General features: G+C 68.1%; 25 protein-coding genes and 1 pseudogene. 12 read left to right on the top strand and 14 right to left on the bottom strand.

Features of this window, described 5'->3' with window-relative positions; translation table 11 throughout:
* Nucleotides 1-24 precede the first annotated feature (24 nt).
* On the top strand, nt 25-1,992 hold the full coding sequence (locus WOA58_RS12360; protein WP_340604519.1) for a DUF460 domain-containing protein: 1,968 nt from the start codon (nt 25-27) through the stop codon (nt 1,990-1,992).
* On the opposite strand, the gene WOA58_RS12355 is transcribed toward WOA58_RS12360, so the two are convergent.
* The gene (locus tag WOA58_RS12355) at nt 1,989-2,177 is read right to left on the bottom strand and encodes a DUF7470 family protein (protein WP_340604518.1); all 189 of its coding nucleotides are present in this window, start codon (nt 2,175-2,177) and stop codon (nt 1,989-1,991) included. The genes WOA58_RS12360 and WOA58_RS12355 overlap by 4 nt on opposite strands.
* A 90-nt stretch (nt 2,178-2,267) precedes the next feature.
* Here WOA58_RS12355 and eif1A point away from each other — a divergent pair, with 90 nt between their 5' ends.
* Nucleotides 2,268-2,561 (top strand): translation initiation factor eIF-1A, encoded by a 294-nt coding sequence (gene eif1A, locus WOA58_RS12350; protein ID WP_340604517.1) that lies wholly within the window; start codon nt 2,268-2,270, stop codon nt 2,559-2,561.
* On the opposite strand, the gene WOA58_RS12345 is transcribed toward eif1A, so the two are convergent.
* From WOA58_RS12345 to WOA58_RS12315, 7 genes are read right to left on the bottom strand one after another with little or no spacing between them, the layout of a single operon-like run.
* Nucleotides 2,554-3,240 carry an urease accessory protein UreF gene (locus WOA58_RS12345; protein ID WP_340604515.1) on the bottom strand — a complete coding sequence of 229 codons (687 nt, stop codon included), beginning with the start codon at nt 3,238-3,240 and terminating at the stop codon, nt 2,554-2,556. The two genes, eif1A and WOA58_RS12345, sit on opposite strands and share 8 nt — an antisense overlap.
* On the bottom strand, nt 3,240-3,806 hold the full coding sequence (locus WOA58_RS12340; RefSeq protein WP_340604514.1) for an urease accessory protein UreE: 567 nt from the start codon (nt 3,804-3,806) through the stop codon (nt 3,240-3,242). The genes WOA58_RS12345 and WOA58_RS12340 overlap by 1 nt, the downstream gene beginning before the upstream one ends.
* 2 nt (nt 3,807-3,808) lie before the next feature.
* Nucleotides 3,809-4,702, bottom strand: coding sequence for an urease accessory protein UreD (locus WOA58_RS12335; protein WP_340604513.1), 894 nt, complete (start codon nt 4,700-4,702; stop codon nt 3,809-3,811).
* Entirely contained in the window at nt 4,702-5,328 is a 627-nt protein-coding gene (gene ureG, locus WOA58_RS12330; protein WP_340604512.1) for an urease accessory protein UreG, read from the bottom strand. Before ureG ends, WOA58_RS12335 begins: the two co-directional genes overlap by 1 nt.
* Nucleotides 5,325-5,657, bottom strand: coding sequence for an urease subunit gamma (locus tag WOA58_RS12325; RefSeq protein WP_340604511.1), 333 nt, complete (start codon nt 5,655-5,657; stop codon nt 5,325-5,327). The genes ureG and WOA58_RS12325 overlap by 4 nt, the downstream gene beginning before the upstream one ends.
* 27 nt (nt 5,658-5,684) lie before the next feature.
* Nucleotides 5,685-7,397: an urease subunit alpha gene (ureC, locus tag WOA58_RS12320; protein ID WP_340604599.1), complete on the bottom strand. Its 1,713-nt coding sequence runs from the start codon at nt 7,395-7,397 to the stop codon at nt 5,685-5,687.
* Nucleotides 7,394-7,759: an urease subunit beta gene (locus tag WOA58_RS12315; protein WP_340604510.1), complete on the bottom strand. Its 366-nt coding sequence runs from the start codon at nt 7,757-7,759 to the stop codon at nt 7,394-7,396. Before WOA58_RS12315 ends, ureC begins: the two co-directional genes overlap by 4 nt.
* Nucleotides 7,760-8,181: 422 nt before the next feature.
* Between WOA58_RS12315 and WOA58_RS12310 the strand changes: the two genes are divergently transcribed.
* From WOA58_RS12310 to rio1, 6 genes and pseudogenes are all read left to right on the top strand, one after another.
* The gene (locus WOA58_RS12310) at nt 8,182-9,447 is read left to right on the top strand and encodes an urea ABC transporter substrate-binding protein (RefSeq protein WP_340604509.1); all 1,266 of its coding nucleotides are present in this window, start codon (nt 8,182-8,184) and stop codon (nt 9,445-9,447) included.
* Nucleotides 9,444-10,318, top strand: a pseudogene (gene urtB, locus WOA58_RS12305) (urea ABC transporter, permease protein UrtB). Before WOA58_RS12310 ends, urtB begins: the two are co-directional and overlap by 4 nt.
* Nucleotides 10,315-11,373, top strand: coding sequence for an ABC transporter permease subunit (locus WOA58_RS12300; RefSeq protein ID WP_340604508.1), 1,059 nt, complete (start codon nt 10,315-10,317; stop codon nt 11,371-11,373). Before urtB ends, WOA58_RS12300 begins: the two are co-directional and overlap by 4 nt.
* Nucleotides 11,373-12,104, top strand: coding sequence for an ABC transporter ATP-binding protein (locus tag WOA58_RS12295; RefSeq protein ID WP_340604507.1), 732 nt, complete (start codon nt 11,373-11,375; stop codon nt 12,102-12,104). The genes WOA58_RS12300 and WOA58_RS12295 overlap by 1 nt, the downstream gene beginning before the upstream one ends.
* Nucleotides 12,104-12,790, top strand: coding sequence for an ABC transporter ATP-binding protein (locus WOA58_RS12290; RefSeq protein WP_340604506.1), 687 nt, complete (start codon nt 12,104-12,106; stop codon nt 12,788-12,790). Before WOA58_RS12295 ends, WOA58_RS12290 begins: the two co-directional genes overlap by 1 nt.
* Nucleotides 12,791-12,840: 50 nt before the next feature.
* Entirely contained in the window at nt 12,841-13,695 is an 855-nt protein-coding gene (rio1, locus tag WOA58_RS12285; protein WP_340604505.1) for a serine/threonine-protein kinase Rio1, read from the top strand.
* On the opposite strand, the gene WOA58_RS12280 is transcribed toward rio1, so the two are convergent.
* From WOA58_RS12280 to WOA58_RS12270, 3 genes are read right to left on the bottom strand one after another with little or no spacing between them, the layout of a single operon-like run.
* On the bottom strand, nt 13,696-14,502 hold the full coding sequence (locus WOA58_RS12280; RefSeq protein ID WP_340604504.1) for an HpcH/HpaI aldolase family protein: 807 nt from the start codon (nt 14,500-14,502) through the stop codon (nt 13,696-13,698).
* Between the two features lie 54 nt (nt 14,503-14,556).
* The gene (locus WOA58_RS12275) at nt 14,557-15,321 is read right to left on the bottom strand and encodes an HFX_2341 family transcriptional regulator domain-containing protein (protein WP_340604503.1); all 765 of its coding nucleotides are present in this window, start codon (nt 15,319-15,321) and stop codon (nt 14,557-14,559) included.
* 31 nt (nt 15,322-15,352) lie between these two features.
* The gene (locus tag WOA58_RS12270; protein ID WP_340604502.1) at nt 15,353-16,228 is read right to left on the bottom strand and encodes a DMT family transporter; all 876 of its coding nucleotides are present in this window, start codon (nt 16,226-16,228) and stop codon (nt 15,353-15,355) included.
* 142 nt (nt 16,229-16,370) lie between these two features.
* On the opposite strand from WOA58_RS12270, the gene WOA58_RS12265 reads away from it, so the two are divergent.
* Nucleotides 16,371-16,931: a KH domain-containing protein gene (locus WOA58_RS12265; protein WP_340604501.1), complete on the top strand. Its 561-nt coding sequence runs from the start codon at nt 16,371-16,373 to the stop codon at nt 16,929-16,931.
* Between the two features lie 130 nt (nt 16,932-17,061).
* Nucleotides 17,062-18,744 carry a thermosome subunit alpha gene (gene thsA, locus WOA58_RS12260; protein WP_340604598.1) on the top strand — a complete coding sequence of 561 codons (1,683 nt, stop codon included), beginning with the start codon at nt 17,062-17,064 and terminating at the stop codon, nt 18,742-18,744.
* A gap of 312 nt (nt 18,745-19,056) precedes the next feature.
* Here thsA and WOA58_RS12255 read toward each other — a convergent pair whose 3' ends face one another.
* Together WOA58_RS12255 and lrp are read right to left on the bottom strand one after the other, a co-directional pair.
* The gene (locus WOA58_RS12255; RefSeq protein ID WP_340604500.1) at nt 19,057-19,347 is read right to left on the bottom strand and encodes a hypothetical protein; all 291 of its coding nucleotides are present in this window, start codon (nt 19,345-19,347) and stop codon (nt 19,057-19,059) included.
* An 80-nt stretch (nt 19,348-19,427) separates the two neighbouring features.
* A complete protein-coding gene (gene lrp, locus WOA58_RS12250; RefSeq protein WP_340604499.1) occupies nt 19,428-19,889 on the bottom strand; it encodes an HTH-type transcriptional regulator Lrp in 462 nt (153 codons plus the stop codon).
* A gap of 126 nt (nt 19,890-20,015) precedes the next feature.
* On the opposite strand from lrp, the gene glnA reads away from it, so the two are divergent.
* Both glnA and WOA58_RS12240 read left to right on the top strand, forming a co-directional pair.
* Complete coding sequence (gene glnA / locus WOA58_RS12245) at nt 20,016-21,362, top strand: type I glutamate--ammonia ligase (protein ID WP_340604498.1); 1,347 nt, start codon at nt 20,016-20,018, stop codon at nt 21,360-21,362.
* Nucleotides 21,363-21,476: 114 nt separating this feature from the next.
* Nucleotides 21,477-22,286 (top strand): ZIP family metal transporter, encoded by an 810-nt coding sequence (locus WOA58_RS12240; RefSeq protein WP_340604497.1) that lies wholly within the window; start codon nt 21,477-21,479, stop codon nt 22,284-22,286.
* A gap of 72 nt (nt 22,287-22,358) precedes the next feature.
* Here WOA58_RS12240 and WOA58_RS12235 read toward each other — a convergent pair whose 3' ends face one another.
* Complete coding sequence (locus WOA58_RS12235) at nt 22,359-23,786, bottom strand: YhjD/YihY/BrkB family envelope integrity protein (protein WP_340604496.1); 1,428 nt, start codon at nt 23,784-23,786, stop codon at nt 22,359-22,361.
* Nucleotides 23,787-23,804 lie beyond the last annotated feature (18 nt).

Here is a 23,804-nt window from a genome sequence, read left to right as displayed (position 1 = left end):
CCGGCAGCCACCCTAGCGACCCGCGTGAGCGCGCGAACGAGTGCCCTCGATTCGTTGATCCTCGGCGTCGACATCCAGAGCGGCGACGTCCGGGGCGACGCGCCCTCGTATGCCGTCGTGGCGTTCGACGGCGAGAACGTCGACCGCGACGTGGTCTCCTACCGGAAGCTCCGACGGCTGATAGGGAGGGAGGAGCCGGCGATCGTCGCGACCGACAACGTCTACGAGCTGGCCGAGAACAAGGACGCCCTCGTCGGCTTCCTCCGGGAGCTGCCGAGCGGGACGAAGCTCGTACAGGTCACCGGCGCCGAACGGCCCGAACCCCTTTCCAGAGTTGCCTCCCGCCACGGCGTTCCCTACGGCAAGAAGCCGATGAAGGAGGCGGAAGCCGCCGCCCGGCTCGCGGCGGGCAACGTCGGCCAGGAGGTCAGGGCCTTCACCAACACCACCCGGATCAAGGTCTCGCGCGGGCGCTCGACCGGGAAGGGCGGCTGGAGCGCCGACCGCTACACCCGCCGGATCCACGGCGCGGTGAAGAAGCGCTCGCGCGAGATCGAGTCGGATCTCGACGGGGCGGGCCTCGACTACGAGGTGAGCCCGACCGAGAAGTACGGCGGCTACTCGAACGCCGTCTTCACCGTCGAGGCCGATCCCGGCGAGATCCCCGTCTCGACGGGCCGGGCCGGCGACACCCGCGTCGAAATGGAGCGGGAACGCACCGACGGCATCGAGTTCGAGCCGCTCGCGAAACGGCGCGACCACGTGCTGGTGGGAATCGACCCCGGGACGACCACCGCGGTGGCGATCGTCGGCATCGACGGCGAGCTGCTCGACGTCCTGAGCACGAGAACCGCCGACACCGCCGACGTCATCGAGTGGATCGTCGAGCGCGGCCGACCGTTCCTCGTCGCGGCGGACGTCCGGCCGATGCCCAACACCGTCGAGAAGATCCGCCGGAGCTTCGACGCGGCCAGCTGGGTGCCCGGAACCGACCTGCCGGTCGACGAGAAACAGCACCGCACCCGCGAGGTGGGCTACGACAACGACCACGAGCGCGACGCGATCGCCGCGGCGCTGTTCGCCCACGACGACCACGCCGAGCAGTTCGAGCGGGTCGCCCGAAAGGTGCCCGCACCGATCGACAGCGGCGAGGTGATCGCCGAGGTCGTCGGCGGCGAGAGCGTCGAGGCCGTCCTCGAGAGCTACGCCGACGACGACGGCGGGGACGGTGGGGACTCGACCGAGCACTCCGAACCCGAACGCAGCCCCGAGCAGAAGCGGATCGCGGAGCTCGAGAGCCGGGTCGAGCGGCTCAAGGAACACGCCGACGAGCTCAAGGGAACCGTCGAGGAGCGCGACGAGCGGATCGACGAGCTCGAGGGCGAGCTCACGAAGCGCCGCAGCGAGGAGCGAACGGAGGTCCGAAAGGACCGCGAGGTCACCCGCCTGAAGCGCGAGACCGACCGGCTCGAACGCGAGCGCGACGAGGCCCGCGAGGAGCGCGACGCGCTCTCGGGCAAGCTCGACCGGCTCAAGGCCCTCTGGAAGCTCGACCACTCGAACTTCGCGGACGTCGAGGGCGAGGAGCGCGACCTCGTCCCCGTCAAACCCATCGAGAAGTTCACGGTGGGCGCGATCGAGGCCGCCGAGGACTCGTATGGGCTTGCGGCGGGCGACGTGATCCTGCTGCGGGACGCAAGCGGCGCCGGACCCCGCACGGCCGAACGCCTCGCCGAGACCTCGCCGCGGGTCGTGCTCAAACACGGCGGGCTCTCGGAGGCCGCCGACGAGGTGCTCTTCGAGGAGGAAATCCCTGTGGGTGCCGCCGACGAGGTGACGATCCGGGAGGTCGACGAGCTCGCCGTGGCCCGCGAGAGCGAGGTCGAGGCGGTGATCGAGGGCTGGGGCGAGCGGGCCGAGGAGCGACGGCGCGATCGGAACGCCTCGATGGTCGATCAGGTGATCAGCGAGCACCGCGCCGAGGGGAGCTAGAACATCCCGCCCATCCCGAACGCCGAGAGCATCCCCGAGACCAGCGACTTCACGGCGAGCCCCAGCCCGAGAAGGACGAGCACGAGCCCGCCGGCGATCAGGAGGTTCTCGAGGGCGACGAGCGCGAGCCCGGCGAGCACGAGCAGGAGGCCGAAGACACCGACGGCGTCGAGTCTGTCGAACATGGCGTGGCTGGGTCCGCACCCGGCATAAATCCCCTGACCCCGGCGCGCGTCGGCGTCGGATTTAAAAACGATCCGGTCGAAATCGTGGCGATGAGCGACGACGAGAGCGGGGGACGGACGGACCTCCGCATGCCCGAGGACGGTGAGGTGTTCGCCGCCGTGACCGAGATGCTCGGCGCCAACCGGATCGAAGTCCGGTGTGCCGACGGGCAGGAGCGGACCGCGCGGATCCCGGGCCGGATGCGAAAGCGCGTCTGGATCCGCGAGGACGACGTCGTGTTGGTCGAGCCCTGGGACTGGCAGGACGAGAAGGCCGACGTGACCCATCGCTACGAGCAGAGCGAGGCCGAGCAGCTGCGCGAGGAAGGTCACATCCCTAGCTGACGAACAGCCGCCGCTCGGCCCGTTCGTGGCGCATCCCCTCGACGTCGATCAGCGGTACGGTCGAGCGGAGCTCCGCCAGCTCCCTCCCCGCGGCCTCCCGCTCGACCTCCTCGATCACGGGAAAGAGGTCGTGGAGGATGACCTGGATCTCGGTGTGGCCGAGTCGAAGGAGCCGCTGGGCCGCACCCAACAGCCCGGTGACGAAGGCGTAGCCGAAGACGAGCCGCGCCTCTCGCTCCGAGATCCCCTTCGCAGCGGTCACGACGCCCATCGCGACCGGGTGGTGGCCGCGGACCGAACCGTCGACGTCGTCGGCATAGCGATCGACGAACCCGTCCTCGCCCCCGACGACGTCGAGCAACCGCCGGCCCGAGGTCAGCGAGCTCTCGCGGGACTCGCTGGGGAGCAGCGTCGCGTGGAGCCGGTCGTCGACCCGCGCGAGGCGCTCGAGGTCCTCCTCGCGGGCCGCCCGGTGGGCCGCCGACAGCGCGACCATGTCACAGGGGCCGACCTGCCCGCGGAGGTAGTCCGCGAGGAGTTCTCGAAGGTCGTCGCCGTCCTCGACCCGGTCCTCCTCGACGAACGACTCGAGACCGTACGAGAGGGTGTAGGAGCCCACGGGGAGGAAGGAATCGGCCAGCCGGAGCGCCGCGAGCAGCCCGCCGTCGTTCCCGGCCATCAGTGCTCCCCGTGGGCGTGTGCCGAGCCGTGGTTACGTCCGTGATCGTGATCGTGCGAGCGTCCGTGGTCGTCGCCCCCGTGGGAGTGGTCGTGGTCACGGTCAGCGTCGTCGAACAGCTCCGGGTCGACCGACTCGACGCCGATCTCCGCACCGTCCGGCAGCTCCTCACGGAGGGTCCGCTCCATCAGCCGGCGCTCCCCGGCGATCGGGACCAGCAGCTCGTCGCCGCGGATCGCGAGCTCCCAGTGCTGGTTGCCCATGTGGTGGCCCAGCTCGAGCGCTTCTCTCCAACTCATCTCGGGGACCGAGACCACGAGCACCTCCCGGCGTTCGAACTCGACGACGACCATCCGCTCGTCGTCCTCGACGAGGACGTCGCCCGGCGAGAGCTCGCGGTCCCCGAGCACCACCCCGAGCTCGGTGCCGTCCCCGAGCTCCGTCTTGAACCGCGAGCGGTTGCGCTCGCGCTCGCTCACCGAGACCGTTTCGAGAGTCCCCTGCTCCTCGTGAACCGCACGCTCCTCGGCCAGTTCCTCGATGGTGCCGAGCACCTCGCGGCTCACGATCACGGGCGGGCCTCCGGGATCTCCGATCCCAGGTTCGCCTCGCGGACGGCCGCCCACGCCCCCCGGAGCGCGTCGGTCACGGGCGCGCGTCGATCCGCGAGCGCGCGGACGATCACGCCCCGGTCGTCGGGGGCGAGCGTCACGCCGACGTGGGCCTCGCCAGCGAGGCGGTCGTGGATCGCGTCGGTGAGCGACTCGGGCCCGTCGATTCCCAGCGCATACAGCGAGCCGACGACCGCGTACTCGCCGAGCACGCCAGGCGATTCGGGCGATCGGTCGTCGGGCGCGAGGTCGATGTCGTCCCGAAGGAGGGGCGTCCCGTTGGGCGCCTCGGCGTGAAACCGGGAGCGATAGCGGTCGTAGGCGAAGCGCTCGCCGCGGGCCAGGCGTCCGGGAACGACGACGTCGGTGAACAGGAGCGTGCCGCCCTCGTGCAGCGTCACGTCGGCGGTCTGCAGACAGCGAGTCCCCTCGTGGAGGATCAGCGGCTCGGGGAGGTGCTCGAGGTACGCACCCTCCCCGACCTCGAGGTCGACCGAGATGCCGGCGTAGTTGCGGTCCATCGACTGGACCTTCGTCGCGCTCTGGCCGGTGACGTGGGCCTTCGCGCCCGGTTTCGCGACGATCTCGGTCCGATGGCGGTCCCCCTGTGCGACCCCGCCGGTCGGCGTCTGGACACAGCGCGTCACCAACCCCGGCTCGGGGTCGTGGTACAGCCCGCGGGTCAGGTGGAAGGGGACCTCGACGTACTCACGGATCGAACGGGTCACCCCCGAGGAATCGGGCGCGAACGTGAGTTCGAGCCGGCCGTCCTTGCCGGGCGATGCCGCAGGGGTCGAGGTCTCCTCCGCGGCGTAGCCCTCGAAAGCGGCGGGCAGCGACTCCGCGGCCATCAGAACAGCACCCGGTCGGAGATGTCCTCGACCACGTCGTCGATCCCGTCGCCCGTCTTGCAGTTCGTGAAGATCGACGGCCCCTCGCGCACGTCGGCCGCGTCCGCCCGCATCACGTCCAGATCCGCCCCGACGTGCTCGGCGAGGTCGGTCTTGTTGATCACGAGCAGGTCGGCCTCGACGACCCCCGGCCCGCGTTTCCGGGGGATGTCGTCGCCCTCGGCGGTCGAGATGACGAACGCGTAGTAGTCGGCGAGCTCGGGGTTGAACGTCGCCGCGAGGTTGTCCCCGCCGCTCTCGAGGATGACGAGGTCGAGATCGGGGTACTCCTTGAGAAACGAGTCGATCGCCGCGAGGTTCATCGAGGGGTCCTCGCGGATTCCCGTATGGGGGCAGGCGCCGGTCTCGACGCCGACGACGAGGTCCTCGGGGATCTCGCCGGCGAAGGCTCGCTTGAACTGCTCCGCGTCCTCCTGGGTGAGGATGTCGTTGGCGATCACGCCGATCTTCAACCCGGAGTCCTTGAGCTTCGGGACGAGCCGTTTTATGAGGGCGGTCTTTCCGGAGCCGACGGGCCCGCCGATCCCCACGGTGGGTACGTCCCGGTGGGTGGGTTGGCTACTCATTCTCGCGATCCCTCCTCGGCGTCGTCCAATCGGATGGGATCGTGGACAGTCACGAGCTTCGTCCCGTCGGGGAAGACGGGCTCGACCTGCACCATGTCGATCATCTCGGGGACGCCCTCCATGACGTCCTCGCGGGTGAGCAGTTGGGTCGCCTCCGAGCGCAGTTCGGCGACGCTTTTCCCCTCGCGGGCGCCCTCGCAGACCCAGTCGGCGATGTAGGCGACGGATTCGGGGTGGTTGAGCGACACGCCGCGCTCCTTGCGCCGGCGGGCCATCTGTGCGACGTTGAAGAGCTGAACGCGTTCTTCCTCCTTGGGTGTTAGGTTCATGTTGCAGTGGGTGGGTAGTGGGAGGTTTCAGAGCAGGTAGCGCTGGGTCAGGGGCAGTTCCTCCGCGGGCTCGGAGGTCACCGGCTCGCCGTCGATGAACACCTCGAACGTCTCCGAATCGACCTCGAGGTCCTCGGGGCAGTACGTGTTGCGGACCATGTCCTCCTTCGACAGCGGGCGGGTGTCCTCCACCGGAACGACCGCCGACTGGAGGTCGTACTCGTCGCCGACGCCGGCCTCCGCGGCCGCGTTGCTGACGAACGTCATGCTGGTGGCGTGGCGGGCCGTTCCTTCGGCACCGAACCAGGGACGCTGGCGCTTTGGCTCGCAGGTCATCAGCGAGCCGTTGGCCTCGCCCATGTTCGCCGATGCGGGGTAGCCCCCCTTCAGGACCCACTCGGGTTTGGCCCCGAAGAAGTCGGGCTTCCAGAGGACGACGTCCGCGAGCTTGCCGGGTTCGAGCGACCCGACATGAGAACTGATCCCCGCCGTGATCGCGGGGTTGATGGTGTACTTCGCGATGTATCGCAGGATCCGAGAGTTGTCGTTGTCCGTCCCCTCGTCGCCCGGCAACGGCCCGCGCTGGCGTTTCATCTTGTGGGCGGTCTGCCAGGTGCGGTTTATCAGTTCGGCCTGGCGTCCCATCGCCATCGAGTCGGTCGCCATCATGCTGATCGCGCCCCGGTCGTGGAGCACGTCCTCGGCGCCGAGCGTCTCCGCGCGGATGCGCGACTCGGCGAACGCGACGTCCTCCGGGACGTCGGGGTTGAGGTGGTGACAGACCATCACCATGTCGAGGTGCTCGTCGAACGTGTTCTCGGTGAAAGGCATCGAGGGGTTCGTCGAGGAGGGCAGCATGTGGGGGTGGCTGACCAGTTCGAGGACGTCCGGGGCGTGGCCCCCGCCCGCGCCCTCGATGTGGAAGGTGTGAATCGTCCGCCCGTCGATCGCGTCGAAGGTCTCCTCGACGAAGCCCGACTCGTTGAGGGTGTCGGTATGGAGGCAGACCTGGATATCGGTCTCGCCGGCGACCTCGAGACAGGTGTCGATCGCGGCGGGGGTCGCCCCCCAGTCCTCGTGGACCTTCAGCCCGCAGGCGCCGGCCTCGATCTGTTCTCTCAAGGGAGCGGGCCGGCTTGCGCTGCCCTTGCCGTAGACGCCGACGTTGACGGGCCACTCGTCGGCCGCCCGCAACAGCATCTCGACGTTTCGGGGGCCCGGGGTCGCGGTCGTCGCACCCCCACCGAACCCGCCGCCCATCATCGTGGTGACCCCGCTGGCGATGGCGTGATCCGCGAGCTGGGGCGTGTTGAAATGGACGTGGATGTCGAGCGCGCCCGGGGTCGCGATGAGGCCCTCGCCGGGGATCGAGTCGGTGCCCGGGCCGACGATCAGCTCCTCGCTCACCCCGTCCATCGTCTCGGGGTTGCCCGCCGAGCCGAGGCCGGCGATCCGACCGTCCTTGATGCCGAGATCGCCCTTCTCGATCCCGAGCACGGGATCGATCACCGTCACGTTGGTCAGCACCCAGTCGAGCGCGCCCTCCTCGCTGGTGACCCCGGAGGACATCCCCATGCCGTCTCTCAGGGTCTTCCCGCCGCCGAAGACGCTCTCGTCGCCCTTTTCGGTGTGATCGCGCTCGACCTCCGCGATCAGGTCGGTGTCGGCGAGCCGGAGCCGATCGCCCTCCGTGGGGCCGTACAGCCGGGTGTAGCGATCGCGGTCGATCTCCCGCATCAGTCGATCCCCCCGAAGCCGCCCTCGCGGGCGCGTTCGAGCGCGTCCTCGCGTTCGTCGTCGAGATCGCCGTCGACGAGCCCGTGCATCCCGTGGATCACTCGATCCCCACCGATCGCCACCAGCGGGACCTCCTGGCGGTCGCCCGGCTCGAACCGGATCGCGGTGCCCGCGGGCACGTCGAGACGGGTTCCGTAACTCGCCTCGCGGTCGAACTCCAGTGCGGGGTTGACCTCGAAGAAGTGGAAGTGCGAGCCGACCTGCACCGGACGGTCGCCCGTGTTCTCGACGGCGACCGTCGCCGTCTCGCGGCCCTCGTTGATCCGTACCGGCCCCTCGGCCGGGAACAGCTCCCCGGGCTTCATCGCCCCCGCCTCCGCCGTCGGTCGTTCATGCCGCTCCCTTTCGGGAGCCCTCGTATAGGGGTTGCCGTCGATGAAATATTTGTCCAGTTCGCGCCGCTGCGGTCGTCTTATGGGCTCGTATTCGGACGACATGTGACCGCTCGATCATACGCCCGACGGCACGGGCAGTCCTCGTGGACGAACGTCCAGTCCCATCAGCACTGCTCGGAGCCTCGTTACGGTCGTTCGGTTTCAACCTCGCCACTCTCCCGTTTCCCGACGGACGTCTGGTTGGTTTCCGAACAGACGGGGATCATTATACGCTGTAGTGAGGATTAATGAATGCGGAAGGCTCCACGGGAAAGGTTTTTACGCCCGTATCGGAACCGATCCACGTCAACGACGAATGGACGAACAATCACCGATAGAGTGTATTAGGGGATATGGGGACTGAGTTCCCGTCCAGAAGCGGTCGTTCATCCACCCGCCGAGGGTTCCTCGCGGCGGGGGCCGCGGGGCTGGCCGCGACGGCCGGCTGTACGGGCAGCGCCGACGGGGGCGACGACGTCGTCAGGATCGGCGTGCTCGAGGACCGATCGGGCGACTTCGCGCTCAACGGCACCTCGAAGTGGCAGACCAGCGTGCTCGCCGTCGAGGAGATAAACGAGTCGGGCGGGATTCTGGGAAAGGAAATCGAGCTGTTCGACCCCGACCCCCAGTCCGACAACCAGCGCTACCAGGAGCTGACCCGCCGGCTGATCCAACGGGAGAACGTCGACGCGCTCTGGGCGGGCTACTCCAGTGCCGCCCGCGAGACGATCCGCCCGCTGATCAACCAGCACGACCAGCTCTACTTCTACACCACCCAGTACGAGGGCGGGGTCTGTGACTCGACGATCTTCCCCGTCGGCGCGACCGCCCGCCAGCAGCTCGGCGCGGTGGTTCCCTATCTGATCGAGGAGTACGGCCCCCGGATCTACACGATCGCCGCCGACTACAACTTCGGGCAGATCTCCGGCGACTGGGTGCGCATCCTCGCCGAGGAGAACGGCGCCGAGGTGATCGGCGAGGAGTTCATTCCCCTCGACGTCTCACAGTTCGGCGCGACGATCAACCGGATCCAGCAGGCCGACCCCGACTTCGTGATGTCGATGCTGGTCGGCCAGAACCACACCTCCTTCTACGACCAGCGCGCCTCGGCGGGTCTCGACGTACCGATCGGGAGCTCGACGACGATGGCCCAGGGATACGAGCACCGCCGGCTCGGCCCGCCCGCCCTTTCGGACATGTACGTCGGGGTCAACTACATGGAGGAGATCGGTACCCCCGAGAGCGACGAGTTCGTCTCCCGCTTCTACGACCGCTGGCCCGACGCGCCCTATCTCAACCAGGAGGCCCAGAACAACTACTTCTCGATCCACATGTACGCCGAGGCCGCGGAACGCGCCGGCACGACGGACCAGGAGGCGGTGATCGAGGAGTTAGAGAAGGGCGTCACGATCGACGCCCCGGAGGGCACGATCGAGCTCGACGGCGACACCCACCACATGAACCACCACATGCGGATCGGCCACGCGGACGCGAACCACGAGCTCACCTTCGGCGAGGAGCAGTACATCGGCGCGGGCTTCCTCGAAGAGGTCGGCTGTTCGCTGCCCGACGAGCCCGAAACGACCCAGTACCTCCCCGAGGAGGAGTACGACCTATGATATACGACGCACTCAGCCTGCTGTTCCAGTTCCTGGATAGCTTCGCCTTCATCGTGCTCGCGACCGTCGGCCTGGCGGTCATCTTCGGCATGATGGGCATCATCAACCTCGCACACGGCGAGTTCATCCTCGTGGGCGCCTACGGGACGGCGCGGGCCTGCCCCTCCCGGTCGCGATGGGCGTCGGCGTCCTCGCGACGACCGTCTTCGGGCTCGTTCTCGAACGCACGGTAGTGAGACGGCTCTATCACCGCCCGCTGGACTCGATGGTCGCGACCTGGGGCCTGAGCCTCGTCGTCATCCAGCTCTCGCGGATCGTCTTCGGCAACTCGCTGTCCCAGATCGGCACGCCGCTGGGGAGCATTACCTATGGCGCGTTCTCCTACTCGGCCTACCGCGTCCTCCTCGCGGGCGTCGCGATCGCGGTCCTCGGTGGATTGTACTGGCTGTTCATGTACACCGAGTTCGGCACGCAGGCCCGCGCGACGATGGAGGACGAGCCCACTGCGCGCTCGATGGGCGTCGATACCGACCGGGTCTATCTCGGGACCTTCGGGCTGGGTTCGGCGCTCGCCGGGCTGACGGGGGCGCTCTACGCCCCGACGGTCACGATGACGCCCGAGCTCGGCGCGACGTTCCTCGTCGAGGCGTTCGTCACCGTGGTCGTCGGCGGCCCCTCGGTACTCGCGGGAACCTCCCTCGCCGGCGGCCTTCTCGGACTGGTCAATGCCACCTTCACCAACCTCGCGGGGACGTTCATCGGCCAGGTCGCGATGCTGCTCGCGGCGATCCTCGCCATCCGGCTGCTGCCGGGCGGGATCACCGGACTGCTCGAATCGTGGCGCGCGAAACGCGCGGAGGGCGGCGAATGAACCCGACCGACCTCCGCGGGGTTCTCGACGGGCCGAACACCCGCGGGACCTCCGATCGCTTCTGGACGGGGTTCGGGCTCGCGGTGTTCGCGCTCGCACTCTACCCGCTGGTGGCCTCGACGTACGCGGTCGCCAACGCCTCGCTCTTCCTGCTGTACGGGATCCTCGGCCTCAGCCTCTGTGTGATCTGGGGCTACTGCGGGATCCTCAGCTTCGGGCAGGTCGCCTTCTTCGGCGTCGGCGGCTACGCCTTCGGGATCGTCGGCATCAACCTCTCTACGACTACTGGCGCGGCGCTGGGCCTGCTCGCGGGCGTCGGAGTCGCCACCCTGTTCTCGTTCGTGCTCGGCTACTTCATGTTCTACGGCGGGGTTCGCGACGTCTACGTCACCATCATGACGCTGGTCGTCGCGCTCGTGATCCACACGTTCATGGGCCAGACCGCCGGCAGCGAGTGGGCGATCGGCGAGGCCGCCCTCGGAGGCTTCGACGGGATGACCGGCATCCCCGACCTCGCCCTTGGAGGGGTCGTCCTCGTCGAGACCGCCTTCTACTACGCCGTGCTGATCACCCTGCTCTGTACGTATCTCGGGCTGCGCGCGCTGGTCAACAGCGACTTCGGCCGCGCGATGGTCGCCGTCCGCGAGGACGAGGAGCGCACCGAGCTCCTTGGCTACGACACCAAACGGATCAAGCTGCTCGTCTTCACGCTCGGCGGGGCGCTGGCGGGCCTCTCGGGCGTTCTCTACGCCTCCTGGGGCAACTACATGAACCCCGCCGTCTTCGGGATCACCTTCGCCGCCCTCCCCGTGGTATGGGTCAGCGTCGGCGGCCGCGACTCCCTGTTGGGCGCGATCGGCGCGACCTACGTCATCGAGTGGTTCTCCCAGCAGCTCTCGATCACCGGCAGCGAGTACGCGCTGGTCGTCGTCGGCGCCCTGCTCCTGGTGACGATCCTCTGGCTACCCGAGGGCGTCGCTCCAGCCGTGGCCGACTGGCTGGACGACGCCCGGACCGATCCGGCCGCCCGCGGCCACGAGGAGGTGGCCGACTGATGGCCGCCGAACCCGAACCTCTCCTATCGACCGACGCGCTCCGAAAGGAGTTCGGCGGGCTGGTCGCGACCGACGACGTCTCGCTGACCGTCTCGCCCGGCGAGCGCCGCTGTCTGATCGGGCCGAACGGCGCGGGCAAGTCGACGCTGGTCTCGCTGATCACCGGCCAGCTCGACCCGACGGCGGGCTCGATCCGCTTCGCCGGCGAGGGGATCGATGGGCTCTCGCCCCACGAACGGGTCGATCGCGGCCTCAGCGTGAAGTTCCAGGTGCCGAGCGTCTACGGCGAGTTCAGTACGAGGGAAAACCTCCGGCTCGCGCTCCAGCGCCGGCAGTCGGGCGAGGCGCTCAAAGAGGCGATCGACGCATCGCTCGAGCGGTTCGATCTCACGGAGGAGGCGGGGATCCGGGCGGACGCGCTCTCCCATGGCGAGAAACAGCGCCTCGAGATCGCGATGGCGAGCGCGCTCGACCCCGCACTCTTGCTGCTCGACGAGCCCGTCGCGGGCCTCTCGGTCGAGGAGACCGAGCGGATCGCCGACCTGCTGATCGAGCTCAACGAGTCCGCGGGCGTCGCGCTGCTCGTCATCGAACACGACATGGCGTTCGTCCGTGCGATCGCCGAACGGGTGACCGTGCTCCATCAGGGGTCGATCCTCACCGAGGGCGAGATGGAGGCGGTCGCGAACGATCCGACCGTCCGGGACGTCTACCTGGGGGAGGAGGTCTGATGCTCGCGATCGAGGACCTCCACGCCTCCTACGAGTCGACGCCGGTCCTTCGCGGGGTCGACCTGGAGGTCGGGGAAGGCGAGGTCGTGGGCGTGATCGGGAAGAACGGCGCGGGCAAGACGACGCTGATGAAGAGCGTCATCGGCCTTCTGGAGCCCGACTCGGGGACGGTCCGGTTCGACGGCCGGGACGTCACCGCCGAGCCCGCCGACGCCCGTGCCCGCGGCGGCATGGGCTACATCCCACAGGGACGGGACGTCTTTCCCTCCCTGACCGTCGCGGAGAACCTCCGGATGGGCGAGTCGATCAACGAGGACGGCGAGGCGCGCTACGACGCGGTCTACGACTACTTCCCGATCCTCGAGGAGCGCCGCGACCAGACGGCCGGGACGATGAGCGGCGGCCAACAGCAGATGCTCGCGGTCGGCCGGGCGCTCGTGGGCGATCCCGACCTCCTGTTGCTCGACGAGCCCAGCGAGGGGGTCCAGCCCTCGATCGTCTCCGAGATGAGCGGGACGATCAGGCGGATCAGCGACGAGCTGGGAACGACCGTGCTGTTCGTCGAGCAGAACCTCTCGGTGATCGACGCGCTCGCGGAGCGCTGTTACGTCATGGAGAAGGGCCGCGTCGTCGAGGAGCTCTCGAGCGTCGAGCGCGACGCGGTCGCCTCGCACCTCGCCGTGTAGCGCCCACGGTTCGAACTCGGACTTTTACCCCTGGCAGCTGTAGGGGGAGTATGAGCGACATCGAGGGCGAGTTCGGGCTGCTCGACCCGGAGGGTGCCGACGGGGTCGGCGACGAGTGGGAGGAGATCGACGTCTCGGACACCGAGGAGGACCGCGTCGCCAGGAAGCGCGACCGGGAGTTCAACCAGTTCAGAAAGCGCATCAAGGACGCCGACCAGTTCAAGGTCGAGGCGTCGGTGTTCGACGAGGCGACGCTGCTTGCGCTCTACCAGCTGGTCCATCACGGCCACCTCCAGGCGTTCGGCGGGCCGATCTCCACCGGAAAGGAGGCGAACGTCTACGAGGCGATGGGTGCCGAGGAGCAGGTCGCGGTGAAGGTCTACCGGATCAACGCCAGCGACTTCAAGGACATGCGCGAGTACCTCATCGGCGACCCGCGATTCGAGGAGCTCGGCGGCGACAAGAAGCGGGTCGTGCTCGCCTGGACCCGAAAGGAGTACGCGAACCTCGAACGCGCGCGGAAGGCGGGCGTTCGGGTGCCGAAGCCGATCGCCGTCGAGAGGAACGTACTAGTAATGGAGTACATCGCGACCGACGGCGAGCGCGCGAAACGGCTCAACGAGGTCGAGATCGAGAACCCCGAGACCGCCTTCAGCGTCGTCCGCGAGTACATGCGCCGGCTCAACGAATCGGGGCTGATCCACGGCGACCTCTCGGAGTACAACATCGTCTTCGACGAGGGCCAGCTGGTCTTCCTCGACATGGGCCAAGCCGTCACCGTTCATCACCCCAACTCCGAGGCGTTCCTCCGGCGCGATTGTGAAAACGTCGCGAACTTCTTCGCCCGTCAGGGGCTCGAGACCGACGCCGACGACCTCTACGCCTTCGTTACCGGCGAGTCGTAGTCAGCAATCCCCGAACTCCTCGGGCCAGGACTCGAGCGCGCCCGCCGCGGCGCCGGTCGTCGAACCCGTATGGAGGATCTGATAGCCCGCGTCGATCTTCTCCTCGACGTCCTCCTCGCCGAAGCCCAGCCCGCCGATCGCCACGTCGGCCTCACGGGCGGCCGACACGACCGTCTCGACGGCCTCCTGGACCTCGGGGTGATCGGGTTCGCCCGGATGGCCCATCGCCACCGCCAGATCGAGCGGCCCGAGGAAGACGAAGCCCAGCTCGGGGACCGCGAGGATCTCCTCTATTTGCTCGACGGCCGCCGGCTCCTCGACCGTCACGCCGATCATCGTCTCGCGGTCCTCGCTCGCGGCGTAGTCCTCGGTACGGCCCCAGCGACTCGCCCGCGGGTTCGCGAAGCCCCGCTTCCCGGGCGCGCCGTCGTACTCGAAGCGGGCGGCCTCGACCGCCCGCCGGACCTCCTCTGCGGACTCGACGTGCGAGACGAACAGGTTCCTGACCCCGGCGTCGAGCGCCTTGCGGATCGTCGCCGGGTCGGGCGAGGGAACCCGGACGAGGAGTTCGGTACCGGCGAGGTCGGCCGCGCGGAGCAGCCCCGCCAGCGCGTCGGCGTCGCGCGGCGACGGGCCGCCGTGCTCGAGGTCGTGCCAGACGAAGTCGAAGCCCAGCCCGCCGTAGATCTCGACCATCTCCGGACTGTAGAGGTCGTCGAGCACCCCCAGCGCGACCCCGCCGTCCTCGACGGTCGCGCGCAGTTCGTTGCCCCGTACCCGGTCGCCGTCGGTCGTGTCGGAAGTCATCGCGTCTCACTGGAGGCGTCCGACCGTTGTGGGTCCTTCGGTGCCGGCAGGGCCTCACCGGGCGTGTGCGAACGCCCGCAGCGCGTTTTCCCCGTCTTCAGTCAGCGAGACGTACTTCGTCCGACCGACCGCCTCGACCCGAATGTAGCCCCGTTCGGAGAGCGGGTCGATCACGTGGGTGTCGAGCACGCGATAGAGCCCCTTTCGGGTGCTCGCGTTCGAGCGCGCGATGAACTCGAACCCCTCCTCCTCACCGAACGCGATCAGCTCCTTCTTGCTCGCGCCCCGATACCGACCCTCTCCCTCCCCGTCGGCGTCCGCGAGGAAGGCCAGATAGGCGACCTCGGTCCCGGACGGCCGGTCGATCGGATAGGCCGGTAACGCGAACGTCTCGGCGACGGCGTCGTGGAGCGGTTCGTCGGGTATCGCCCGCCCTTCGGGCCCGTAGTCGGGCCGGGCGTAGATCGGCGTCGCACCGGCGGTCATGCAGGCGATCATCCCCGCGATGGCGGTGATCTTGCTGCCGGCCGAGAGGTTGACGTAGACCTCGTCGTCGGGATGGTCGGCGATCGCGCCCGCGATGGCCCCGAGCGCGTCGTACAGGTCGAAGACATCGCAGGTCCGCGAGTCGAGCTCGATCCGATCGCTTTCGGCCAGTTCCTCGCGGAGCGCCTCGAGATAGGTGATCCCCTCGTCCTCGACGTGCCCGATCAGCACCACCCGATCGGCCTTCCACTCCATGATCGGCTCGCGCAAGCGGGCGTACTCGAAACCGAGCGGTACGATCTGGACCCGCTGGGCGATCGGTGGATCGGTCATGGTTCTCATTGATCGCGATAGTAGAAGAACGTCAGTACTGTTCCGCGAGCTGAAAGAGGAGCGTTCCCGCGAGCACGATCAGAAGGCCTGCGACTTCGATCCCCACGAGCGACTCGTCGAGCGCGAGCCAGCCCAGCAGCGCGACCTGAACGAGCATCGTGTTGTTGATGAGGCTCGCTTCGGTCGCCGAGAGCTCCCTGAGGGTGCGGTTCCAGAGCGTGAAGGCGAACGCCGTGTTGACGACCGCGAGCCAGGCGACGATCGCCCACTCGACCGGCGCGAGCGCGGGCAGTCCCTGGACCGCGAGGCCGGTCGCGAGCAGGAGGGCTGCGCCGATCGCCATACTACAGACGGTGACCACCAGGGGCGGGTGGGCCCGCGAGGCGTTGACGGCCCGGCCGACGAGCGCGCCGCCCGCGTTCGCGAGCAGGCCGATCGCCATGATCGCGAGCCCGACGACCTGCGCGTTCGGGAGGGTCCTGGGCCCGAAGTAGGCCACGGCCCCGGCGGTCACGAGGCCGATCGCGACCCACTGTCGGGGGGTGATCGACTCGCCGAGAGCACGGGCCGAGAGCGCCACGAGCAGCGGGGTCGCGCTCAGGACGAGGCTCACGGTCGCCGCCCGCAGCACCACTAGCGCGGCGAACTGCGCGCCCTGGGTGAGTGCATAGAGGAGGACGCCCAGCAGCGCGAACCGACCCCATTCGCGCGCCGAGAGCCGACGGATCTCGTGGTGACGGCCCCGAACGAGGAGGAGGGGGACGAGCACGAGCGTCGCGAGCCCGTAGCGCAGGCCGGCGAAGGTAAGCGAGGGGATGGTCTCGAGGCCGATCGCGATCAGGACGTACGAACTCGACCAGAGGACCGTCACGAGGAGGGCTTCGAGCCGAGCACGCAGGAGTTCCATCGGCTCAGCGGAGCCGTTTCAGTCCAGTTAACGTATGTACGAGACTGTCGTTACTGTCGTCACCGGCGTCAAACCGACGGGAACAGTCGAAGCCATCGGATGATGGCCGAACGCTTAACCTATCGGAGCCAGTAACACGGCCATGAACCACGTGAAGATTCCGCAGGACCGCATCGGTGCGGTGATCGGTGCCGGCGGTGAGACGCTGCGCGAGATCGAGGAGCGCGCGGAGGTCCGCCTCGACGTCGACTCGGAGAACGGCTCGGTGCGCGTCGAGAGCGTCGGCGACCCCGTCACGGGGCTGAAGGGCCCCGAGATCGTCCGCGCGATCGGCCGCGGGTTCCCGCCCGAGGACGCCCTCGCGCTGCTCGAGGACGACGCGATGCTGTTCGACCTGATCGACATCGACGCCGCCGCCCGCAACAAGAAGGACCTCCAGCGGAAGAAGGGCCGCCTCATCGGCGAGGGCGGCCGGACCCGCGAGATCATGGAGGAGCTCTCGGGCGCGAGCGTCGTCATCTACGGCTCGACCATGGGCGTCATCGGCCAGCCCGAGGCGGTCTCGATGGTCCGCGAGGCCGCCGAGATGCTGCTCGAGGGCGCCCCCCACGGTGCGGCCTACTCCTTCCTCGAGCGCAAGCACAACGAACGAAAGCGCGAGGAGCTCAGCTACCACCGCTTCTCGGGCGGCGGGTCGGCGTAACGGTATATAAACGAATGTGAGAAGGGGTAACATAACGCCGGCCGAGGGTGACTGGCGCGTATCGCGAGGCCGTTTCCAGTAGATTTATATAGAATGGCAAACAATCCTTCTCTTGACTATGGCTCAGCAGATGGGTAACCAGCCCCTCATCGTGATGTCGGACGACAGTCAGCGGACGTCCGGGCGGGACGCACAGTCGATGAACATCTCGGCCGGGAAGGCGGTCGCCGAGGCCGTACGGACCACCCTCGGCCCGAAGGGGATGGACAAGATGCTCGTCGACTCCTCGGGCGGCGTCGTCGTCACGAACGACGGCGTGACCATCCTGAAGGAGATGGACATCGAGCACCCCGCCGCGAACATGATCGTCGAGGTCGCCCAGACCCAGGAGGACGAGGTCGGCGACGGGACCACCTCGGCGGTCGTCGTCGCGGGCGAGCTCCTCAAGCAGGCCGAGGAGCTGCTCGATCAGGACATCCACGCGACCACGCTCGCCCAGGGCTACCGACAGGCCGCGGAGCGAGCCAAGGAGGTCCTCGACGACATCGCGATCGAGGTCGATGCCGACGACACCGAGGTCCTGACCCAGATCGCCTCGACCGCGATGACGGGCAAGGGCGCGGAGAACGCCCGCGACGTGCTCGCCGAGCTCGTCGTCGACGCCGTTCGCGCGGTCGCCGACGAGGACGGGATCGACACCGAGAACGTCAAGGTCGAGAAGGTCGTCGGCGGGGCGACCAGCGAGTCCGAGCTGATCGAGGGCGTCATCGTGGACAAGGAGCGCGTCCACGACAACATGCCCTACTTCGCCGAGGACGCCAACGTCGCGCTGCTCGACGGCGCACTGGAGGTCAAGGAGACCGAGATCGACGCCGAGGTCAACGTCACCGATCCCGACCAGCTCCAGCAGTTCCTCGACCAGGAGGAACAGCAGCTCGAGGAAATGGTCCAGCAGATCAAGTCGGTTGGCGCCGACGTCGTCTTCGTCGGCAGCGGCATCGACGACATGGCCCAGCACTTCCTCGCACAGGAGGGCATCATCGCCGTCCGACGCGCGAAGGACTCCGATCTCTCGCGGCTCGCCCGCTCGACGGGCGGCAGCGTCGTCTCGAGCGTCGACGACCTCGACGAGGACGACCTGGGCTACGCCGGCTCGGTCGCCCAGAAGGACATCGGCGGCGACCAGCGCATCTTCGTCGAGGACGTCGAGGACGCAAAGAGCGTCACCCTCGTCCTGCGCGGCGGCACCGAGCACGTCGTCGACGAGGTCGAGCGCGCCATCGAGGACTCGATGGGCGTCGTGCGCGTGACTCTCGAGGACGGCGAGGTGCTGCCCGGCGGCGGCGCCCCCGAGATCGAGCTCGCGCTCGCGCTGCGTGACTTCGCCGACTCGGTCGGCGGCCGCGAGCAGCTCGCCGTCGAGGCGTTCGCCGACGCGCTCGAGGTCAACCCGCGCACGCTCGCGGAGAACGCGGGCCTCGATTCGATCGACTCGCTGGTCGAGCTGCGCAGCCAGCACGACGGCGGCGCACAGGGCGCCGGGCTGGACGCCTACACCGGCGACGTCATCGACATGGAAGAGGAGGGCGTCGTCGAGCCGCGACGCGTCAAGACCCAGGCCATCGAGAGCGCCACCGAGGCCGCGGTCATGATCCTCCGGATCGACGACGTGATCGCCGCGGGCGACCTCTCGGGCGGCCAGGTCGACGCCGACGACGGCGGCGACGACATGGACATGCCGCCGGGCGGCGGCGGTATGGGCGGCGGCATGGGTGGCATGGGCGGTATGGGCGGCATGGGCGGCGCTATGTGAGACGAAGGGAATTCGTCTCACGGAGGCAGCGAAGCTCTGCTTCGCCCGCCGATGTAGAGCAGGCCCTAACGCCTCCACCACTATCCACCCGACGAACGAACCGCTTTCTTCCCGTTTCCGGCCGATCAGCGCCGCGTATCGTCGTCGAGGAACCAGCTAGTCCCGTCCTCACTGAAATAGACGTCTAGCGCCCGCAGTACACCGACGTAGGCCGCTCCGGCGACGAAGACGAACGCGATCGATCCCCAGCGGAAGAGCCGAGCAGATCCCGGAACTCTCGTCGTTCGTCATATCCGTTCCGGCCGTCGGGACCTACTCCCGAAGCACCGAACCGGCGACCAGCAGCCCGCCGACGAGCAGCAACGCGACCGGGGTTCCGGGCACGGCGGCGTGGGTCGAACACTCGTTCGTGCCGTCCGGCGTGTAGACGAGTTCGCTTCCCTCGATCGCGTAGAACGCCGGCCAGCCGGATGCATCGCTCGCAGCCGGGATCTCAGTACACGCCGAAAACGGGAGCGTCGGGAACAGCGCGAACAGTGCGAGCAGTCCCACGGTCGCGAGCAGCAGCGCGGTGATCCCCGCCCGGAAGGCCAGTCCTCTCATAGGTCGGGCGAACGAACCGGACGGCTATGTAGGTAGGGGCCGGCAGGAGTCGGTCGGCGGGGTCGCTCCCGGGTCGTGCGCTACTCCTCCTCGAGGTCGAGGGGGAACTGGCGGTTCTCGACGGCGGCGTTGAGCACGACGCTGGTGTTGGACTCGCGGATGTCGGGGTCGACCAGCAGGGACTTGATCCCCTCGTTCATCTCGTCGGTGTCGGTGAACTTGCCGACGGCGATGATGTCGTGGTCGCCGGTGACCTCGTAGACGCTGATCATCCGCTCGTGGTTCTCCAGTCGTTCGGTTACGTCGGGCAGGGCGTTACCCTCGACCTTGAGCTGGAGGATCGCGGTCACGTCGTAGCCGAGCATCCCGTAGTCGACCTTCGGGGTGTAGCCGGTGATCGCGCCCCCCTCCTCGAGGTCCGAGAGGTGGTTCGAGATGGTCGTCACGGAGACGTCGAGCTCCTCCGCGAGGCTTCGCAGGCTCGCCCGTCCGTCGTCCAGTAGCGCGTTCACTAACTTCGAGTCAAGGTTTTCGTACGTCATCACGTCTACTCACCCGCCCTACCCTTTAGAAGTTTACGAATATCCAGTTCTATTTGGGCAGCGGAATACTTGCGAAGAACGATAGTATTTTAGTCGCGACCATGTTCAGGGAGAGTGTCGAGAACGATGGCAAACGGAAACATTACATCCGAGGAGCAGTCGGTACTGCAGCAGATCGAGGAAGAGGACGTCAAGTTCCTCCGCCTGCAGTTCACCGACATCACCGGTACGGTCAAGAACGTCGCAGTCCCGGCCAGTCAGGCCGAGAAGGCCTTCGAGGAGGGGATCTGGTTCGACGGGTCGTCGATCGAGGGGTTCGTCCGCATCCAGGAGTCGGACATGCGCCTGGAGCCCGACCCGGAGACGTTCGCGGTGCTGCCCTGGCGTTCGAACAGCGACTACGCGAGCGCACGCCTGATCTGTGACGTCGCTCACACCGACGGCACGCCCTTCGCGGGCGGCCCGCGGCAGGTGCTGAAGAGCGTCCTCGAGCGCGTCGAGGAGATGGGCTATACGGTCTCGATCGGCCCCGAGCCCGAGTTCTTCCTCTTCAAGACCGACGAGGAGGGCAACGCGACGACGATCCCCCACGACAAGGGCGGCTACTTCGATCTGGCGCCCAAGGACCTCGCGAGCGACGTCCGCAAGGAGATCATCTTCACCCTCGAGGACATGGGCTTCGAGATCGAGGCCAGCCACCACGAGGTCGCCGAGGGTCAACACGAGATCAACTTCAAGTACGACGACGCGCTGGGCGCCGCGGACAACATCGCGACGTTCCGCTCGGTCGTCCGTGCGGTCGCCGCACAGAACGACCTGCACGCCACCTTCATGCCCAAGCCGATCGCGGAGATCAACGGCTCGGGGATGCACAGCCACATCTCGCTGTTCGACGAGGACGGCAACGCCTTCGCCGACGACTCCGACGAGTTCAACCTCTCCGAACTCGCCTACAAGTTCATGGGCGGCATCCTGAACCACGCCGAGGCGTTCGCCGCGGTCACCAACCCGACGGTGAACTCCTACAAACGGCTGGTCCCGGGCTACGAGGCGCCCGTCTACGTCGCCTGGTCGGACACGAACCGCTCGGCGCTCGTCCGCGTGCCCGACGCCGCGGGCACCAGCGCGCGCTTCGAGATCCGCAACCCCGACCCGTCGTGCAACCCCTACCTGGCGCTAGCGGCGGTTATCGGCGCGGGCCTGCACGGCATCGAGACCGACGCCGATCCCGGCGAGCCGGTCCGCGAGGACATCTACGAGTTCGACGACGAGAAACGCGAGGAGTACGGCATCACGACGCTGCCGCCGAACCTCGATCGCGCGGCCGACGCCCTCGAAAACGACGAAGTGATCACCGAGGCGCTCGGCGAGCACGTCACCGAGAAGTTCCTCCAGGCGAAACGCGCGAACTACGCCGACTACAAGACCCACGTCAGCAGCTGGGAGACCGAGCGCTACCTCGAGAAGTTCTGAGCCGCTGACCGCCGACGCGATCCTTTCTTTCGCGCGCCACGCGAGCAGCGCAGCGACCCCGAGCGACGACACCGAACCGCCAGAGTGTTCCTCCCCTCCCGCCGAGTGGAGCCTATGTGGCTCCTCGACGGGGCACCGCTCGTGTTCGTGGTCGGCCTCGTGACCGGGCTCGCGACCGGGCTCGGCGTGCTCCCCTTCTTCCTGGTCGAGGAGATCCCCGATCGGTGGCTCGTCGCCCTCTGGGGGCTCGCCGCGGGCATCATGCTTTCTGCCTCCGTCTTCGGGCTGCTCGCCGAGGGGCTCGCGGAGGGCTCCGTACTGCTGGTCTCGCTGGGACTCTGTCTCGGGGCCGCGCTGGTGTACGCCGCCGACCGGCTGATCGGGGGCTACGAGTTCACACCCGCGATGGGGTCGGCGGTCGACTACCGAACGGCGGCGCTCACGGTCGGCGTCCTGACGGTTCACAGCGTTCCGGAGGGGATCGCCGTCGGCGTCGCGTTCACCGAGATGGCAGAGACGGCCGAGAACGTCGCTATCGCCGGCATCGAGATGCCCGAGCTGGCGGCGTTCATGGCGGTCGCGATCTCGGTCCTGAACGTTCCCGAGGGGCTCGCGCTCGCGATCCCGCTGGTCTCGCTCGGGGTTCGTCGCACGAAGATCGTCGGCTGGGCGATCGTCTCGGGACTCCCACAGCCGATCGGCGCGGTCCTCGCGTACTACTTCGTCAACGCCCTGGAGGGGCTGTTGCCGGTCGCGTTCGGGTTCGCGGCGGGCGCGCTGTTGTATCTGCTGGCGACCGAGTTCGTCCCCGCCGGGCTCGAACACGGCGCGGCGCTCGCCGGACGGGGCCGAAGCGAGCTCGGCGGCGGGTTCGGGCTCGGGTTCGTCGCGACGACGGCGATGGTCGTCGCGCTGGGCGTCTGAACCCCGTCGGGACCTGTCGGTCCGTTCCCCCTCGGCCGGCCGACGCCGTCGTCAACCGGCTGGAGGCCCGGATCAGTTCCCGCGCCAGTTGCGGATCGCGTCGTTGATCCGGCCGGGGAAGCCGAGCACCCCGAGCCCGGCGCCGACGGTGACCATCACGGCGTAGAGTCCGAGCGTCGAGAGCCAGAGGACGATCATCGCGGCGATCGCCCACCCTCCCGAGAGGAAGAAGAAGGCCCCGAGCGTCATGATCGTCCCGTAGAGCAGGACGAGATACGGCCCCCACCCGGTCGCGTGGCCCCGCCTGATTCGCTTTCTGACGTACTTCTTCAGGTCGGACTCGACCTCCTCCTTGCCGACGGTTTTCGACTCGATGTCGGCTCTGAAGGTGTCGAGGTCGGCCCGGAGCGAGCGGACCTCGTCCTGGAGCCCGACGACGTCGGGCGCGGGTCCGCGCGTTCCGGTGGCGGCCTCCTCGCTCGCGGTCCGGGTCGAATCGGTCGCCTCCTCGGTCTCGGCGCCGATCTCGGGGCTCGGCCCGCGCGGCGAGTCGGTCGCCGCGCGCGTCGTCCCGGAGCCCGACGGCTCCGACGAGTCCTCGTCCGAGGTCGCCTCGGACGCGACGTCGGCCGTCCCGTCCTCCGCGGACGGCGTGCCCGGTGTCGCCCGCGTGGCCTTCGATTCGTCCTCTTCGACGTCACTGTCGCTCGTGTCGTTGTTTCGTTCCATGAGTACGTAGTTGACCACACCACCGAGAATGATAACGACGCCGCCGATGTAGAGCCAGGTGAGAAGGAGGAGGATCCCGCCGATCGCGCCGTAGGCGTCGTACTGGCCGGCGTTCGAGGCGTACAGCCCGAAGAACGTGTGCAAAAGCGCCCAGCCGAACGCGGCGAACGCCGCGCCGGGCAGTGCCTGCTTGATCGAGAGATCCTCGACGTCCGGGAGCACGTAGTACATCGGGAGGAAGACCAGCGAGAGGCCCGCGATCAGGAACAGCGGGGTGAGGAGGCCGAAGGGGAAGTCGGGAAGGAAGACGAGAAGCGCCCCGAGCCCGATCATCCCGATGGCGGCGACGATGATCGCCCCGAAGACGATCACCGCGTTGATCACCTGGCCGACGATCGACTTGTCGAGCCCGGCGCCGTAGATCAGCGAGAACGCCGTGTCGAGCCCGCGAAACAGCTTCAGCGCGCTCCACAGCAGGACGACGACGCTGACGACGGTCGCCCCCCCACGGCCGGCTTCGGCGGTGATCGCGTCGTCGAGCGCGTCCTGGCCCGCAGGGGCGAGGTACTCGCCGGACTCCGCGACGATCTGGTTTGCGAGCTCCTGGCCCCCGACGACGCTCGCGACGATGAAGACGAACGCGAGCAGCGGGATGAGCGAAACGAACGCGTAGTACGCGATGCTCGCCGCCAGAAACGTGGCCTCGTTCTCCTGCACCTCCTCGACGACGGCACGGCCGATGTCGACGGTGTTCCCTATGCGGCGATTCACACCGGGATTGGGTCGGGC

Source organism: Halalkalicoccus tibetensis (assembly GCF_037996645.1).
Classification (GTDB): domain Archaea; phylum Halobacteriota; class Halobacteria; order Halobacteriales; family Halalkalicoccaceae; genus Halalkalicoccus; species Halalkalicoccus tibetensis.
This window is presented reverse-complemented; position numbering and strand designations above follow the sequence as displayed.

What these genes read in the sequence shown, in the direction of transcription:
- WOA58_RS12355 (WP_340604518.1), bottom strand. Translation starts at nt 2,177, where the DNA reads ATGTTCGACAGACTCGACGCCGTCGGTGTCTTCGGCCTCCTGCTCGTG.
- eif1A (WP_340604517.1), top strand. Translation starts at nt 2,268, where the DNA reads ATGAGCGACGACGAGAGCGGGGGACGGACGGACCTCCGCATGCCCGAG.
- WOA58_RS12345 (WP_340604515.1), bottom strand. Translation starts at nt 3,240, where the DNA reads ATGGCCGGGAACGACGGCGGGCTGCTCGCGGCGCTCCGGCTGGCCGAT.
- WOA58_RS12335 (WP_340604513.1), bottom strand. Translation starts at nt 4,702, where the DNA reads ATGGCCGCGGAGTCGCTGCCCGCCGCTTTCGAGGGCTACGCCGCGGAG.
- ureG (WP_340604512.1), bottom strand. Translation starts at nt 5,328, where the DNA reads ATGAGTAGCCAACCCACCCACCGGGACGTACCCACCGTGGGGATCGGC.
- WOA58_RS12325 (WP_340604511.1), bottom strand. Translation starts at nt 5,657, where the DNA reads ATGAACCTAACACCCAAGGAGGAAGAACGCGTTCAGCTCTTCAACGTC.
- WOA58_RS12315 (WP_340604510.1), bottom strand. Translation starts at nt 7,759, where the DNA reads ATGAAGCCCGGGGAGCTGTTCCCGGCCGAGGGGCCGGTACGGATCAAC.
- WOA58_RS12310 (WP_340604509.1), top strand. Translation starts at nt 8,182, where the DNA reads ATGGGGACTGAGTTCCCGTCCAGAAGCGGTCGTTCATCCACCCGCCGA.
- WOA58_RS12300 (WP_340604508.1), top strand. Translation starts at nt 10,315, where the DNA reads ATGAACCCGACCGACCTCCGCGGGGTTCTCGACGGGCCGAACACCCGC.
- WOA58_RS12295 (WP_340604507.1), top strand. Translation starts at nt 11,373, where the DNA reads ATGGCCGCCGAACCCGAACCTCTCCTATCGACCGACGCGCTCCGAAAG.
- WOA58_RS12290 (WP_340604506.1), top strand. Translation starts at nt 12,104, where the DNA reads ATGCTCGCGATCGAGGACCTCCACGCCTCCTACGAGTCGACGCCGGTC.
- rio1 (WP_340604505.1), top strand. Translation starts at nt 12,841, where the DNA reads ATGAGCGACATCGAGGGCGAGTTCGGGCTGCTCGACCCGGAGGGTGCC.
- WOA58_RS12280 (WP_340604504.1), bottom strand. Translation starts at nt 14,502, where the DNA reads ATGACTTCCGACACGACCGACGGCGACCGGGTACGGGGCAACGAACTG.
- WOA58_RS12275 (WP_340604503.1), bottom strand. Translation starts at nt 15,321, where the DNA reads ATGACCGATCCACCGATCGCCCAGCGGGTCCAGATCGTACCGCTCGGT.
- WOA58_RS12270 (WP_340604502.1), bottom strand. Translation starts at nt 16,228, where the DNA reads ATGGAACTCCTGCGTGCTCGGCTCGAAGCCCTCCTCGTGACGGTCCTC.
- WOA58_RS12265 (WP_340604501.1), top strand. Translation starts at nt 16,371, where the DNA reads ATGAACCACGTGAAGATTCCGCAGGACCGCATCGGTGCGGTGATCGGT.
- thsA (WP_340604598.1), top strand. Translation starts at nt 17,062, where the DNA reads ATGGGTAACCAGCCCCTCATCGTGATGTCGGACGACAGTCAGCGGACG.
- WOA58_RS12255 (WP_340604500.1), bottom strand. Translation starts at nt 19,347, where the DNA reads ATGAGAGGACTGGCCTTCCGGGCGGGGATCACCGCGCTGCTGCTCGCG.
- lrp (WP_340604499.1), bottom strand. Translation starts at nt 19,889, where the DNA reads ATGACGTACGAAAACCTTGACTCGAAGTTAGTGAACGCGCTACTGGAC.
- glnA (WP_340604498.1), top strand. Translation starts at nt 20,016, where the DNA reads ATGGCAAACGGAAACATTACATCCGAGGAGCAGTCGGTACTGCAGCAG.
- WOA58_RS12240 (WP_340604497.1), top strand. Translation starts at nt 21,477, where the DNA reads ATGTGGCTCCTCGACGGGGCACCGCTCGTGTTCGTGGTCGGCCTCGTG.